The sequence below is a fragment of the Candidatus Nitrosopumilus koreensis AR1 genome (genome assembly GCF_000299365.1).
GTDB classification, from domain to species: Archaea; Thermoproteota; Nitrososphaeria; order Nitrososphaerales; family Nitrosopumilaceae; genus Nitrosopumilus; species Nitrosopumilus koreensis.
Genome location: NC_018655.1, coordinates 732,730 through 748,188, shown reverse-complemented (window position 1 = coordinate 748,188; position 15,459 = coordinate 732,730). Strand labels below are relative to the sequence as shown.

General features: G+C 34.5%; 18 protein-coding genes. 16 read left to right on the top strand and 2 right to left on the bottom strand.

Annotated elements, in window-relative coordinates; all coding sequences use genetic code 11:
- Positions 1 to 212 precede the first annotated feature (212 nt).
- The 9 genes from NKOR_RS04475 to NKOR_RS04435 all read left to right on the top strand — a co-directional run bounded on the left by NKOR_RS04475 (position 213) and on the right by NKOR_RS04435 (position 9,680).
- Complete coding sequence (locus NKOR_RS04475; RefSeq protein WP_014963177.1) at positions 213 to 1,199, top strand: AAA family ATPase; 987 nt, start codon at positions 213 to 215, stop codon at positions 1,197 to 1,199.
- 21 nt (positions 1,200 to 1,220) lie between these two features.
- On the top strand, positions 1,221 to 2,108 hold the full coding sequence (locus NKOR_RS04470; RefSeq protein ID WP_014963176.1) for a DUF58 domain-containing protein: 888 nt from the start codon (positions 1,221 to 1,223) through the stop codon (positions 2,106 to 2,108).
- Positions 2,095 to 3,045, top strand: coding sequence for a vWA domain-containing protein (locus NKOR_RS04465; protein ID WP_014963175.1), 951 nt, complete (start codon positions 2,095 to 2,097; stop codon positions 3,043 to 3,045). The genes NKOR_RS04470 and NKOR_RS04465 overlap by 14 nt, the downstream gene beginning before the upstream one ends.
- Positions 3,042 to 4,601, top strand: a complete 1,560-nt coding sequence (locus tag NKOR_RS04460) for a hypothetical protein (protein WP_014963174.1) — start codon at positions 3,042 to 3,044, stop codon at positions 4,599 to 4,601. Before NKOR_RS04465 ends, NKOR_RS04460 begins: the two co-directional genes overlap by 4 nt.
- A 204-nt stretch (positions 4,602 to 4,805) precedes the next feature.
- Entirely contained in the window at positions 4,806 to 5,783 is a 978-nt protein-coding gene (gene bioB / locus NKOR_RS04455; protein WP_014963173.1) for a biotin synthase BioB, read from the top strand.
- Positions 5,758 to 6,897, top strand: coding sequence for an aminotransferase class I/II-fold pyridoxal phosphate-dependent enzyme (locus NKOR_RS04450; protein WP_014963172.1), 1,140 nt, complete (start codon positions 5,758 to 5,760; stop codon positions 6,895 to 6,897). Before bioB ends, NKOR_RS04450 begins: the two co-directional genes overlap by 26 nt.
- Before the next feature lie 201 nt (positions 6,898 to 7,098).
- The gene (locus tag NKOR_RS04445; RefSeq protein ID WP_014963171.1) at positions 7,099 to 7,833 is read left to right on the top strand and encodes a cytochrome c biogenesis CcdA family protein; all 735 of its coding nucleotides are present in this window, start codon (positions 7,099 to 7,101) and stop codon (positions 7,831 to 7,833) included.
- 4 nt (positions 7,834 to 7,837) lie between these two features.
- Positions 7,838 to 8,938 (top strand): redoxin family protein, encoded by a 1,101-nt coding sequence (locus tag NKOR_RS04440; protein WP_014963170.1) that lies wholly within the window; start codon positions 7,838 to 7,840, stop codon positions 8,936 to 8,938.
- A gap of 91 nt (positions 8,939 to 9,029) precedes the next feature.
- Positions 9,030 to 9,680: a Snf7 family protein gene (locus NKOR_RS04435; protein ID WP_014963169.1), complete on the top strand. Its 651-nt coding sequence runs from the start codon at positions 9,030 to 9,032 to the stop codon at positions 9,678 to 9,680.
- Here the strand turns inward: NKOR_RS04435 and NKOR_RS04430 are convergent.
- Together NKOR_RS04430 and NKOR_RS04425 are read right to left on the bottom strand one after the other, a co-directional pair.
- Entirely contained in the window at positions 9,673 to 10,014 is a 342-nt protein-coding gene (locus tag NKOR_RS04430; protein ID WP_014963168.1) for a hypothetical protein, read from the bottom strand. The genes NKOR_RS04435 and NKOR_RS04430 overlap by 8 nt on opposite strands.
- Before the next feature lie 229 nt (positions 10,015 to 10,243).
- A complete protein-coding gene (locus NKOR_RS04425) occupies positions 10,244 to 10,660 on the bottom strand; it encodes a DUF371 domain-containing protein (protein WP_014963167.1) in 417 nt (138 codons plus the stop codon).
- A 52-nt stretch (positions 10,661 to 10,712) separates the two neighbouring features.
- Between NKOR_RS04425 and psmA the strand changes: the two genes are divergently transcribed.
- The 7 genes from psmA (at position 10,713) to NKOR_RS04390 (ending at position 15,457) form a co-directional block, all read left to right on the top strand.
- Entirely contained in the window at positions 10,713 to 11,450 is a 738-nt protein-coding gene (gene psmA, locus NKOR_RS04420; RefSeq protein ID WP_014963166.1) for an archaeal proteasome endopeptidase complex subunit alpha, read from the top strand.
- 31 nt (positions 11,451 to 11,481) lie between these two features.
- Entirely contained in the window at positions 11,482 to 12,294 is an 813-nt protein-coding gene (locus NKOR_RS04415) for a putative RNA uridine N3 methyltransferase (protein ID WP_014963165.1), read from the top strand.
- Positions 12,295 to 12,499: 205 nt separating this feature from the next.
- On the top strand, positions 12,500 to 13,495 hold the full coding sequence (locus NKOR_RS04410) for a 50S ribosomal protein L3 (protein WP_014963164.1): 996 nt from the start codon (positions 12,500 to 12,502) through the stop codon (positions 13,493 to 13,495).
- The gene (rplD, locus tag NKOR_RS04405) at positions 13,492 to 14,307 is read left to right on the top strand and encodes a 50S ribosomal protein L4 (protein ID WP_014963163.1); all 816 of its coding nucleotides are present in this window, start codon (positions 13,492 to 13,494) and stop codon (positions 14,305 to 14,307) included. Before NKOR_RS04410 ends, rplD begins: the two co-directional genes overlap by 4 nt.
- Complete coding sequence (locus tag NKOR_RS04400) at positions 14,304 to 14,570, top strand: 50S ribosomal protein L23 (RefSeq protein WP_014963162.1); 267 nt, start codon at positions 14,304 to 14,306, stop codon at positions 14,568 to 14,570. Before rplD ends, NKOR_RS04400 begins: the two co-directional genes overlap by 4 nt.
- A 27-nt stretch (positions 14,571 to 14,597) precedes the next feature.
- On the top strand, positions 14,598 to 14,993 hold the full coding sequence (locus NKOR_RS04395; RefSeq protein WP_014963161.1) for a 30S ribosomal protein S19: 396 nt from the start codon (positions 14,598 to 14,600) through the stop codon (positions 14,991 to 14,993).
- A 5-nt stretch (positions 14,994 to 14,998) separates the two neighbouring features.
- Positions 14,999 to 15,457 carry a 50S ribosomal protein L22 gene (locus NKOR_RS04390; protein WP_014963160.1) on the top strand — a complete coding sequence of 153 codons (459 nt, stop codon included), beginning with the start codon at positions 14,999 to 15,001 and terminating at the stop codon, positions 15,455 to 15,457.
- Positions 15,458 to 15,459: the final 2 nt, after the last annotated feature.

Genomic DNA, 15,459 nt, shown 5'->3' with positions numbered 1-15,459 from the left:
ATTTAACATAAAACAGCCAACATTAAGCCAATACCCGTAAAGCGACTATTGGTCTGTGAACCAAGAGTCATGAATCTAAATATCATGATCTTTCTTGAGTCTTTGTTTGTAAAATGACTATTGATTTGTGAATAACTATTTTTAAAATTTTTTAATTTTGTTCAGTAATTTTTAAATATTTTTCCTGAAAACTAGCATATTTGGTGGAAACCATGAGTCAAGAAATTAACACATTAACTAATCAAGCTGAAGATTTCTCCATACCTCTTAAAAACCTCCAAAAGGAAATCTCAAAAATAATTGTAGGTCAAGATCAAATTATTAGAAAACTAGTGATTGCATTACTATCAAAAGGTCATGTTTTGCTTGAGGGGGTTCCTGGTTTGGCCAAAACATTACTTGTCCAAACTTTGTCTGACTGCATTGATTCTAAATTCGTTAGATTGCAATTCACCCCAGATCTTTTACCTGCAGACATTACAGGAACTAAAATTTATGATCATGAATCCACATCTTTTAAGACAATAAAGGGACCAATATTCTCAAATTTTATACTTGCAGATGAGATAAATCGTGCCCCTCCAAAGGTACAATCGGCATTACTTGAAGCAATGCAAGAACATCAAGTTAGCATTCAAGGCGAAACATATCCATTAGAACAGCCTTTTTTTGTAATGGCTACACAAAATCCAGTAGAATCCGAAGGCACTTACAAATTACCTGAGGCACAAGTGGACCGTTTCATGTTCAAGCTTTTAATCACATATCCAAACATAGAACAAGAATCTGAAATAATCCAAAGATTTACTGAAGGAATTTCATATAATGCTGCAAAAATTATGTCTGCCGAAGAATTATTGCAAATGCAGCAATTTGTACCAAAAATTTATGCTGATGAGAAAATTCGAAAATATATTTCACAAATTGTTGATGCTACAAGATTTCCTGAAAAGTATGATCTTCCTTTAACTGATCAAATAGAATATGGAGCTTCTCCTAGAGCCTCAATCTGGTTAACAATTTCTGCAAAAGCAAATGCCTTGTTACATGGACGAGGATATGTAATTCCTGAAGATGTTCAAGATGTTACATATGATGTTTTACGACACAGAATAATTTTGACCTATGAGGCAGAATCTGAAGAAATAACATCTGATAACGTGATACAAAAAATACTAGAAAAAATCAAGATTCCTTAACAACGTAAGTTTGGTGATAACATGTCTCAAACAAAAACAATCTTAAAAAAAATCAAAAAGTTAGATATTAAAACAAAACAACTAGTTGATGGAATAATCACAGGTAACTACAATTCTGTTTTTAAAGGACAAGGAATTGAATTTTCTGAAATTAGAGATTACAGAGCAGGAGATGACATACGAGCAATTGATTGGAAAGTAACTGCAAGATTTAATCACCCTTACATCAAAGAGTTTATTGAAGAAAGGGATCTTCAAGTCTATTTTGTTATAGATGTGTCTGGTTCTGGCAGTTTTGGAACAAACATCTCCAAGAAGGAAAAATCTCTTGAGATTATTGCCAGTCTGATGTTTGCAGCATTAAGAAATAACGACGGTGTAGGTGTTTTTTTAGTTACAGATAATGTTGAGAAATTCATTCCTGTAAGAAAGGGTAGAAAACATGTCCTGAAATTATTGGATGTTATCTCCAATTTTACGCCTAATTCGGCAAAAACTAGCCTAAAAACCCCCCTAGAGCGAGTATCTCAGACAATAAAACGAAAAAGTATTGTTTTTGTAATTTCTGATTTTATTGATAACAGTGACTATCTAAAACCTCTCAAAATATTGCGTAAACGTCATGATGTAATAGCCTTGAGAATTATTGATCCCAGAGAGAAAGAAATTCCAGACGTTGGGCTGATAGAATTAGAAGATGAGGAATCAGGAGAACAACTCTTAGTTGATACTTCTGATGAAGATTTTAGAAACTCGTACAGTAGGTTGGTTGCTGAAAATGATTCAAGATTTCTAACAAATATGATGAAAAACAAAGTTGATACAATTTCACTATTAACTGATCAAAACTATTCAATCCCTCTAAAAAAAATTCTTCAAAAGAAGGTAAGAAAAAATGGCAGGATTTGACAATTCTTACATTCTAATTTTTCTTTTAGTAATTCCTGGATTATTTTATTTATACAATAAAATTCTAACAAAAAAGAAAAAAGCTGCAATACAATTTAGTAATTTATCATACATCAAATCTGCTATAGGTAACAAGAAAAAAACTAAACGTGATTCTCTATTATTTTACATATCCATTGCAGTTATCGCATTGATGATAATTGGATTTGCTGATCCTCATGTACCATTAGAGCAAACAAAAGAAGGAGTCAATGTTGTTTTGGTAATTGATGTTTCTGGAAGTATGCAGGCAAACGATTATCCTCCAAACAGATTAGAGTCGGCAAAAAGTTCTGCTGAGATTTTATTACAATCCCTTCAACCAAAAGATAATGCAGGTATTGTAACCTTTGAAACTGGAGCTACTACTGCAGCTTATCTTAGTCCATACAAAGACAAAGTCATAGAAAAACTTCAAGACATCTTACCACGAGAGGGCAAGACTGCAATCGGCGATGGGCTTAGTCTTGGTATCGATATGGCAACATCTGTTCCAAATAAACAAAAAGTGGTAATCCTTCTTAGTGATGGTGTCAACAACGCAGGCGTGATTACCCCTATGGAGGCAATCGCTTTTGCCAAATCAAATGATATCCAGGTCTATACGATTGGATTAGGCTCAGAAGAGAAGGTGGTTCTGGGATATGATTTCTTTGGTAGGGCTCAATATGCAGAACTAGATGAGGCTACACTAAAGGCAATTGCAGAAAATACTGGTGGCAAATATTTTAAATCAATTGATTCTCAGACTCTAGAAAATATTTACAAAAATATTAGCAAAGACATCAAACGAGAAAAAGAAGACACTAGCATAAAAGACTGGTTCTTTGTAGCATCACTTGGATTATTCTTTGCTCAAATTTACATAAGATATGGAAAAGGGAGGATCATTCAATGAAAAAACAAATCTTTTTTGTTGTACTGCTACTGGGTTCGCTTCCATTAACATTTGCTGAAGAACTTGTAATGTCTGTTGATCAATCTGAATATTATTTTTTAGTTGGAGAGAATGCAGTAATCCCTTTGGAGATTCAAAATGACTATGGACATCAAATATCTGGCATGCTACAATATACAATTTCACAGCAAATACTACAAGGAAACATGCAATTTTCAAGCTCAAACACACAATCATCTACATTCATAATTGATGATGGACACCAAAACGGTTCGTTGAATTTTGGAACTAGTGATTCACCTACTACTTTGACTGTAACTCTCAACTTTAACTACAACGATGGAAACGACATGCATGTATCTTTTGAACCAATAATTATTCATTTTGTATCCGATGAGTCTCAAAAAAATAATATACAAAATAAAATGCAAAGATCTTCACAACAAGACTCATCTAATCAGAACACACAATCTCAATCACAACAATCTCTGCAACAAAAATTAGATGAATTGATGAATCAATCTCCTCTGATGCAAGATCCTCAACAAAGACTACAAAATAATCAGATGGCTCAAGACAGCAGTGCATTAAAACAGGAAATTCAAGAACAGTTACAAGAAGAAACCCAACTAAAAAAAGAATTTGAAAGCCAACTTGCTTCAAATGAAGATTTTCAGAAAACCCATCAACAACTCCTGCAACAAGGGTATAATGTGACTACTGGGAGCCTAGATCCTAGTTCTGCTTCTACAGGGAGTTTTGAAGTCAACTATGAAAATGGACAGGGAAAATGGGCTAAGGTGAAGGGAAATATGGTAAATGGAACCATGACTGAAATACAAAAACAAACCCAAGAAGAAAGAGAACAATTACTGTCTATACTGCGAGACAATCCTACTTTTCAAGAATATGAAAATCAATTAACCCAAAATGGATTTGTAGAACAGGATATGGAATTTCTTTCTGATAAAAACAGGACTACGATCTCACTGAATTATCAAGATCAAGAAATCCAAACTGCAACAATTACTGCAGATTTTGAAAATGATAATCTAGAAAAAATTCATCTGGAAAAACCTTCTGAAGATTATTCATATCTTTATTCTCTTTTAGTATTCATTCCAATTGTAGTTGTTGCATATGTTTTGTATAAAAAATTAAAAACTACCAAGAAAATATTGCCAAAACCAATTGTCAAAATAACATCTACAAAATTTGATCATGTTTTAGAATCCACTAATTTAATAAAAGAAGCAAGAAATAATTTCAAAGAAAAACAATTCAAAGATGCATATAGTAAAGTTAGTAGGGCACTTAGGATATTTTTGAGCTATGAATTAAACTTGAACAAAGAAATTACCCATGAAGAACTTTTGTCTTATCTTGATAATACTAAAATTCCTATGGACGAAATAAAGAATTGTTTCAAATTGTCAAGTTTAGTTGAATTTGCCAAACATCAAGAAAATGAAGATGAATTTAATCATATGATTGATGTTGCAGAGAACTTGATTAACAAAAAAATCAATAACTCAAAAATAATACTCGCTAAATAGAATTTGGTATGTGTGCCTAAATGCGCCCATTTTCATACCCAAAACGGTGGTTGAATCCACGTGGTATTGAACTTCCAATAATATTTTTAAAACCACTGTTAACCCCCCTATGGTATGGAGGTTAACCTATTTTCAAAATTATAGCAATAAAGGGAAGAAATTCACTAGCTTCATTGTTATAAATGGAAAATTTCACATCAAATCATGGATACCCTAAATTTCATAAAAGAATGCCAAGAGAAGGTGTTTTCTGGAAATCACATTACTGCAGAAGATGCTGAAAAACTACTAAACATTCCAGAAGAGAATCTAAAAGATCTGGCAAGATGTGCAAATGAAATTACCAGGGACTTTAATGGTGAAAAAGTAGACGTCGAACAATTAAACAATATTAAAAAAAACGCATGCAGTGAAGACTGTACATTTTGTGGACAATCTGCATTTTTTGACACAGGAATAGAAACATACCAATTACCATCACCCGAAGAAGTGGTATCCAAAGCTAAAAAAGCAAAAGAAGAAGGTGCAGAATCATATTGTCTTGTTGCAGCATGGCGTGAACCATCAAAGACAGATTTTGAAAAAGTTTGCAAGATAATTACAGAGATTAATGACAAAGTTGGGATTAGTGTAGAGTGTAGTTTGGGATTTCTCACACCAGAACAAGCTGTAAAACTAAAAGAACTCAAAGTAAAAAGATATAATCACAATTTAGAAACTGCAAAATCAAAATTTCCAGAAATTTGCACTACCCACACATATGAAGACAGGTTAAAGACATTGGATATTGCAAGAGATGCAGGCTTAGAGTTGTGCACTGGTGGAATTATTGGATTAGGTGAAACAAGAGAGCAGAGGTTGGAGTTAACACTAGAGATTGCAAGACTGTTTCCAGAAGAAGTTACAATTAACATACTAGTTCCAGTTCCAGGAACTCCATTAGAACTACAAACAAATTTACCAAATTCTGAAATTGTCAGAATGTTTTCTGTGATCAGATTCCTATTACCTGAATCAGTAATCAAAATTTCTGGAGGAAGAGAGACAAATCTTGATGATTCTGGCGAAGAATTACTTCAAAGTGGTGCAAATGGAATCATTACTGCAGGTTATCTCACAATGGATGGAAACGAGGCTGAAAAAGACCGTAAAATGATTGAAAAAATTGGCCTCCAGGCATAAACTTGACTTTGTAGATACAGAGTTACATGCAATAAAACAAAATAACCTTTATCGAAAACTGAATTACGGAAAAGTACACGGTGCACACATTACAATTAATGGAAAAAAACTTCTCAATTTATGCTCAAATGACTATCTAGGAATTCCAACAACAAGGATCAAAATCAATCAGCTCCAATCAAGCTCCAGGCTAGTTTCAGGAAATGATGAATCGTACAGAAAATTAGAAAAAGTACTTGCAAAACACAAATCACAACAAAACAGTTTGATATATCCCACAGGATACATGGCAAACCTAGGGTCAATTTCTGCAATAGCAAAAAAAGGAGACTTGATTCTCAGTGATGAATTAAATCATGCAAGTATAATTGAGTCATGTAAACTAACTGATGCCAAAATTTCAATTTACAAGCATAATGATATGAAAGATTTGCAAACCAAACTAAAACAAAAAGGAAAAAACAAGTTTGTGATAACTGAAGGAATATTTAGTATGGATGGAGACATGTCTAATCTTAAACAAATTACTGAAATTGCGGAAAAAACCAATGCAATAACAATTGTAGATGATGCACATGGAGATTTTGTAGTTGGTAAAGATGGCAAAGGGACACCAAATCATTTCAAAGTTGGAAAAAAAATTGATTTGTACATCAGTAGTCTAAGCAAAGGATTAGGATCCTTTGGAGGATACGTTGCAGCAAAAAACAATGTCGTTGATTTGTGCATAAACAAATCAAAATCATTTATCTATACGTCAGCACTTCCTGCATTTCTTGTAGAACATTCATTAAAAAGATTAGAATCAGATAGAGAAAAACAAAAAAAGAAGCTAGAAGAAAATACAAAAAAATTATCAAATGGACTCAGAGAGATTGGTTTTGATATAAATTCAAAATCCCAGATAATCCCAATCATCATAGGAAATGAAAAATCAGCAATGGACTTTGGAAAATTCTTACTTGAGAATGGAGTGTTTGCCCAGCCAATCAGATATCCAACAGTACCAAAAAATCAGGCCAGGCTGAGAATCTCAGTTACAGCATGGCTAAAAGACAATGATATCGAAAAAGCACTTGAAATATTCAAGAAGGCATACGTGAAATTTTGCTAATTATCTCATAGCATCAAAGCCGCCAAACATTGGAGAACCAATTAGAACTGCAGCTGCTACGACTATTCCTAATAAAATACCCACAATAATGAATCGCTTGTTCATATCAAAATTAGGTACAACCCAGTTAAAAACGGATTGTATGAGAATTTGGGTCAAATTTGGAAGAATGCTTTAAAGGAAAAATTACGATTATGATGTGTGACAGAAATAACTCTGGCAGTTGCAGCATTAGCAGGATTAAGCTCATTTGTAGCTCCATGTATCTTGCCAATGATTCCAGCGTTTCTTGCATACATTTCAGGCACCACACTTTCAGAACTGAACCAAAAAGATGGGACAAAAACAGTTTCAATTAACAGAGCAAACATTGTTTTAAATTCAGTATTTTTTGTACTTGGTTTTTCTGTAGTATTTTCAACATTGGGAGTAATAATCAACAGTACGCTTTCATCAGCTTCTGGAGAACTGCTAAGCGGACTAAACCAGATTGGGGGAATAATTATTGTAGGATTTGGAATATTTTTACTTCTTTCAATGAAGATTAACAGATTGAATCTCGAAAAGAAATTTTTCCCAAAAAGATCAAAAGCAAGTTATCCAATGTCATTTGTTTTTGGATTGGCATTTGCAGCAGGATGGACACCATGTGTAGGTCCAATTTTGGGTACAATACTTACACTTGCAGCAACAACTCCATCAGTTGCATTTAATCTGCTCTTAGTGTATTCATTGGGACTAGGAATTCCATTCATTTTGATTGGAGTGTTTTATTCCAGAGCAAACAAAATAATTCGTTCAATGAGTAGACATCTAAAATATTACAACATTGTCTTGGGAGGATTTATTGTGATTTTGGGAATTCTAGTTTACACAAATCAACTGGCATATATTGCCAACTTTCCACTTCTCAATGAATTATTATTTTTAGGATGAAAAAATGAAATCAGAAATTAAAACAGCAATCATTTTGGCAGTAGCAATAGGCGTAGGAATTGCAGCAATTAATGTGTCATTTTCATCACTTGATCAGGCAAGTGTGTCAAATATTTCTCCAAATGATTCTACTCAGATAGACAAATCTGGATTCAAAATGGCTCCTGACTTGGTGGGAATTGCTCATTATCTTAACACAACTCCAGAAGAACTAGCCAAAGAGATGGAAGGGAAAGTGATACTATATGACATTTGGACATATAGCTGCATCAACTGTATCAGGACACTTCCATACATTACAGCTTGGGATGACAAGTATTCAGAACAAGGATTATTGGTAATTGGAATTCATTCTCCAGAATTTGAATTTGAAAAAGATCCTGAAAATGTGAAAATGGCAATTGACAAACATGGAATCAACTATCCAGTTGTAATGGATAACGACATGGAGACTTGGAAAGCATTTGAAAACAGATACTGGCCAAGAAAATACATTGCAGACCATGAAGGATACATAAGATATGATCATATTGGAGAAGGAGGATACCAAGAGACTGAAAAAATTATTCAGCAATTACTACAAGAAAGATCAGATGCATTAGGAATTCAAATGGGAGCAGACTCTGCACTAGTTGACATTGAAGAGTTTGAACATACATTGTTTAGAACACCAGAGTTGTACTTTGGATATCATTTTGCACAAAACAGAAATCAGCTAGGCAGTGAAGAAGGATTCCAACCAGGAAAAACAGTAACATATCAAGATACTGAAAAGATAGACCTGCACAAATTCTACCCAATAGGAATGTGGATGAATCAAGAAGACAGCATGGAGTTAGTTTCAGATACTGGAGAGATAAAGCTGCTATACAATGCAAAAGAGGTAAACATTGTTACTGCAAACAATGCAGAACTTGAAATTTATCTTGATGGAGACCCACTACCTGAACAATATTTAGGAAAAGACATTACCTCAGGAAATACCCTAAGGGTTTCAGAACCAGGACTATACAACATTATCAACAGCAAAGAGAGTACATCACATGTCTTGGAGATTAAAGTCAAGGGTGCAGGCTTTCAAATATTTACATTCACCTTTGGATAGTGTAACTGTAACTATCTGTCACTCTAGTTACACTAGCTACGGTGACAAATCACTTTAAAACAAAAATTTTGATCAATATCGAGAATCATATATGCTAAGCAACTCTTGGAACAAAACACAGGGAGAAAGTATCTCTCAAAAAGTAATGGGAAAGGTAAGACCTGACGAACCACTAAAAAACAAGATTGATTATGCGCAGAAAAAATTACAATTTCAGATTTCAAAACTAGAAGGAATAAATGAAAAACTAAAGGCAAAACATGATCAAATTTTTGAAAAAATAGTTAATGCTCAAAAAAATAACAAAAACGCCTATGCACAAGCATATGCTGGAGAATTGGCACAGGTAAGAAAGATGAAAAACATGGTTAGCGGTGCCAAACTTTCAATGGAACAAGTAAAACTTAGACTAGATACAGTATCAGAGTTGGGAGATGTAGTAGTTACACTCAGCCCATGTATGTCAATAATCAAAGGATTAGCTCCATCACTTAATGGAATCATGCCAGAGGCAAATGCATCAATGCAAGACTTGTCATCAATACTTGGCGATGTAATGTCCGGCTCATCAGTAGAGTTGGGAGACACTATGAATGTCGGTACAGCAACTAATGCAGACACATTAGCAATATTAGAAGAAGCACAAGGAATTATTGCAGGTCAGACAAAGGCCTCAATTCCAGATGTTCCAGATTCTCTCAAACAACAAATTGTTGAGAAAAAATCAGACATATTCATTTAGATTTCTTTTTGCTTTTTTGAATTAAGATTTTCTTTATTCTAGAAATTGTAGGATAGCTGTATCCACGTCTTCTATAATTTGCAATCATCATCTTCCAATTTTTTAATCTCCATTGAGCTTGCTCAGTTGTAACAGAGTGAACTTCTTTTTGGATGATACTTTTTCTTCCAACTTTGAGTGTACCTGCGTCTTTTGCAGACCATCTGTTTTTAGCAAATTTGAGTCCAGTAAGAATTTCATCAACAGGCATTTCTTTGAAATAGTCTTTGAGTTTTTTTAGCTCAGCATCTGTAGGTTTTTTTGAAATAGGTAACTCTACAGTAGGTTTTGCCATAAAACATCAGATAAACCATATCTTAAGAAAATCATGATAAATCAGAATTAACTAAAGATGGAAATTAGAGTCAACATGGTAGAGCAACAAGAGTGTTTTTACACAATGTCATGTACATTCCCGCACCAAGTATTATTGCTGCAAACACTGCCAAAGGTACTAAAATAAACAGATTGGTTTTCAGACCCATAATCAAAACAAGATTAATGACTATAAAATTGTCACAGTGTTAATCAACAGTGATAGTAAAGGTGCCTTTTGTTTTGGGATCTTGTAATAATGAAACCATCTCTCTAGGTAACAAATCAGATGCCTTATCACACTTTACAGACAAAGTTCTAGGACACACAAAATCACTTTTTCTAATCACAATGTCTTCAGTGTGAGTAAGTGTTAGATCAGGATGGCCTTTTCCGTGTACAGTGAAACTGTATTTTCCAACATCAATAGAAAATGTAATGTTAGAATCAGATTGCTTTAGTTTGTCTTTTAGGTCTTGAGGCAAATCAGCACACGCATAATTTGCACCAACGCCAATTATGCAATCACCTTGAGGAGTCAAATGAGATTCTTTTGTAATTTCTATAGTTTTTTGATGGTTTGATCTAATATTTTCATGTCCAGAAAATTTGATTTCGAATCTCACGGCAAATTTGATAGGCTAGACTTAAATTAAACTTTCAGAGCACTGGAATCAAATGCTTCCTGCACAACAAGGTTACGATAGAGCTATTACAGTATTCTCACCAGACGGCAGATTATACCAAGTCGAATATGCAATTGAGACAGTAAGAAGAGGAACAATTGCAATTGGTGTCAAATGCAAAGACGGCATCGTAATAGCAGTAGAAGAAAAGCCAAGAAAATTACAAATTTCTAAAAATGCTCAAAAGATTTTCCAAATTGATGATCATGTAGGTGTTGCTGCAGCAGGATACATACCAGATGCAAGAAGCCAAGTAGACAATGCAAGATACTTTTCTCAAAGTAATAAGATGATTTATGATGAACCAGTAGAAGTTGAAACAATCGCTAAACACTTAGCTGATCAATCTCAACAATATACACAATATGCAGGGGTAAGACCATTTGGTGTTGCATTAATTCTTGGAGGAGTCGTTAACAACAAACCACAATTGTACATGACTGATCCTAGTGGAACATACATCTCTTATGATGCAATTGCAATTGGTTCAGGTTCTGATCAAGTAACTGACTTTTTAGAGAAAACATACAAAAATGATCTTTCATTAGATGATGCATCAACATTAGCTTGTGCAGGAATTTATCTATCAAGTGAAGACAAAGAAGGAACCAGTCATATCAGAATGGCACATATCAAAACAGATTCAGGTTTGTATGAAATAGTTTCAGAAGAGCAGATTGCAAACTATGCAAAAACTGCTAAAGAAAAATATCCACACGACAAAAATTAATTGTGTTATCTGTTTGTGAGACTCGATTATATTGAAATTATCTGTTGCAATTCCCGAATCGTCACTATCTGATGAATCATTAAAGATAGACAAGACTAGAAAAATTTCTGTTTTAGCAAGAGCATGTGCTATTTTTAAAATTGAAACAATCTATGTCTACCAAGAAGGAAACAACAAACAAGATGGAAATCTGATGGTCATGATTTTAAAATATTTAGAGACACCTCAATTTTTGAGAAGAAGATTATTCCCAAAGATGAATGACTTGAAGTTTGCAGGAGTCTTACAACCATTAAGAATTCCAAGCCACGTTACACCTGCAAACCCAAAAAAAATAACCAGGGGGGACGTTAGAGAAGGAATAGTAGTAAGTGTAAAAGGAAAACGATTTGTGGATGTAGGAATAAACCAACTGATTCCATTTTTTGGAAAGACTCCTATAGGAAAAAGAGTGACAATACAATTCAAAGAAGGATATCCAAAGTTTTCAATCAAAGAGATAACTCGAAACGAGGCCCCAGAATATTGGGGTTATGCAGTAAAAGAAAGGGCAAACTTGTTTTCATTATTATCTGAATGGAAAGGAAACATCATCATCACATCAAGAAAAGGAAAGACTGCAACAAAAGAGCAGATTGCAAAATACACAAAATCAGATCAGCCAACACTAGTAGTGTTTGGATCTCCTGAAAAAGGAGTTCATGAAATACTAGGAGGAAAAATGAAAAATGTTCAAAATGCAAAGTCTTTGAACTTTTTCCCAAACCAAGCTACGCAAACAGTACGTCTAGAAGAAGCATTACTTGGAACATTATCAATAATCAATGCACAAAGCACATCATAGTCATGACAGAAAGGAAAAATTTTTTGCTATTAGCAATCGGAGTAGGAGTTGTTGGAATAATTATTGGTGGAATAACAATTTGGAACATGGCAAATGAAATTCTAAATCCTTAATTTTCAGGCATAATTGGTTAACCAGTATTTTTTTAGTGGTTAACGACATCTCACATGGTTTAATAGAGGGCAATCGATGATGCGTTTTAGTCATGGGTGCTAGAAAAAGACATTCACCACGTAGAGGAAGCCTTGCGTATTCACCTAGAGTACGTGCCAAAAGCATGGAGGCTAGAATCCGAGCATGGCCAAAATTAGATTCAGAAGAGCCAAAAATTTTAGCTCATTGTGGTTTCAAAGCAGGTTGTGTTCAGATTGTCAGCATTGATGATCGTGAAAAAGTACCTAATGCAGGAAAACAACTAGTAAGTCTTGGAACAGTTTTAGTTACACCCCCAGTTCTGATTTTAGGAATCAGAGGATATTCAAAAGATCATGACGGATTACATGCCGAGTTTGATGTTTATGCAGAAGACATTCCAAAAAATATTGCCAAAGAGATTTCACTAAAAAACAAACAAGAAAACGCATTAGATAATGCAGAAAAAAGTTTGAAAAAAATTAAAGAGATTTTTGCAATTGTTGCAGTTTCTCCAAGTGCTGCAGGACTAGAGCAAAAGAAACCATATGTCTTTGAGGCTTCAGTTAGCGGAGGAGACATACCAAAACAATTTGCACATGTCAAAGAATTACTCGGAAAAGAAATTAAAATTGATCAAATTTTTGAAACTGGTGCAAGTGTTGACGTTGCAGCAATTACAAAAGGTAAAGGTTGGCAAGGCGTTTTGAAAAGATGGAACGTAAAGAAAAAGCAACACAAATCAAGAAAGACTGTTAGAGAAGTTGGTTCACTAGGTCCAATATCTCCACAGAGTGTCATGTATACAGTTCCAAGAGCGGGACAATTTGGATTCCATCAAAGAATAGAATATGATAAACGAATTATGATTATGGGCAATACTGAAGAGGATAAATTAAAAATAAATCCAGATGGAGGTTACAAACATTTTGGTTTAGTTAAAGGAGATTTCATTATTCTAAAAGGTTCAGTTCCTGGAACATATAGGAGATTGATTAAACTAAGAAGTCAAATCAGAAATGTTCCAGCCAAAGTTAACAAACCAAATATCTTGGAGGTAGTAATATGACCAAGACAGCAGTATATACCACCACTGGAACCAAAGACGGAGAAGTAGAATTGCCAGCAGTTTTCTCCACACCATTTAGGAGAGAATTGATTCACAAAGCATTCACTAATCTTACATCACACAAATTCCAGCCACAAGGAAGACATCCAACTGCAGGCCAAGATGTGGTTGCAGATTCTAATGATCCTCCAACAGGACAAGGGGTATCCCGTGTTGCAAGAGCACGAGGCGGTGGCGGAGGGAGACAGGGCCAAGGTGCAGAGGTTGCATCAACTAGAGGAGGAAGACAAGCACATCCACCTATTGTCGAGAAAGTCATCTACAAGAAACTAAACAAAAAAGAAAGAAAGCTAGCATTATGTTCAGCAATTGCTGCAACTGCATCAAAGGATAGAGTTGAAGCTAGAGGCCATAAAGTAGAAGGAATCGAATCATTCCCAATCATAGTTTCAGATGACATAGAATCAGTTTCTAAAACAAGCGAAATATCCAAAATACTAGACTCATTAAAACTAACACAAGATTTGCAAAGACTAGAAGCAAGAAAACCACGTTCTGGTCAATCAAGACTTAGAGGCAGAAGTAAGAAAATCGGAAAGAGTGTATTGTTTGTAACTAAAGATGCATCAAATATTTCAAAAGCAATAGGAGCACTTCCGGGTGTAGAAGCAAAAAGTGTCAAAGATTTGAGCGTATTAGATTTAGCTCCGGGTTCAGATCCAATTAGATTAACCGTTTATTCCAAATCTGCAATTGAGGAGATTGGAAAAATAAAATCAACACATCTAGAGGTAATGGCGAAAGTACAATGAACGTAGATCAAGCAAGCAAAATCATAATCAAACCATACATTACTGAAAAGACATTTGCTATGGTAGAAAACGAAAGTAAAATTTGTTTTATCGTAGATAGATCAGCAAGCAAACCAGAAATTGCTGATGCAGTTAACACACTATACAAAGAAAAAGTTACCAACGTAAACACAGCTAGAACAATTTATGGCAAGAAAGCATTCGTTCAGTTTGAAAATACAGAAAAAGCAAGAGACCTCGCCACAAAGATAGGAATGCTATAATAGGGAGTTAGAAGGTGAAGAACAAAAATGGTTAAAGAATTTGCATACAGAGGAATTCCAAAAGAGGAACTTGAAAATATGTCATTAGAAAAATTATTCCAGTTATTCAATGCAAGACAAAGAAGATCTCTTACCAGAGGAATTAACGATGGTAAAAGAAAACTAATTGAAGAGATCAAAGCCGCAAAAGCAGGCAAATTAAAAAATCCAATTAAAACTCACGTTAGAGATTTGATTATCCTACCATACATGGTAGATGTTACAGTAAATGTTTTCTCAGGAAAAGAATTCAGACCAGTCACAATCAGAACAGAAATGATTGGGCATTACTTGGGAGAATATGTAATAACAAACAAGAAGGTTTCACACGGTGCACCAGGTGTTGGCGCATCAAGATCCAGCCTATACGTACCATTGAAGTGATTATTATGGGTAGATTCAGTTACGCTTTCCAAAATTATGATGCAACAAGACATGTACGCTCTTCACTAAGAGAAAAAGACATCTCACACAAACATGCGAGGGAAGTTGCAGTTGCAATCAAAGGACTATCAATTGAAAAGGCAAGAGACTACCTACAAGCAGTAGTACATAAAGACCGTGCAATCGCATTTAGAAGATACAAGAATCAAGTAGGACATAAAGGAGACCCAGGAATGATGGCAGGACGTTATCCTCAAAAAACAGCAAAAGAGTTCATCAAAGTTTTAGATAATTTAGAATCAAATGCAGAATACAAAGGAATGGATTTAGATAGATTAAGGATTGTAAACGCAACTGTTCACAAAGGAGTAATGGTAAAAAGATTCATCCCAAGAGCAATGGGAAGAGCAACTCCAAAGAACAACGTATTGACTCATGTAGAATTGGTGGCCCAGGAGATTTAGAA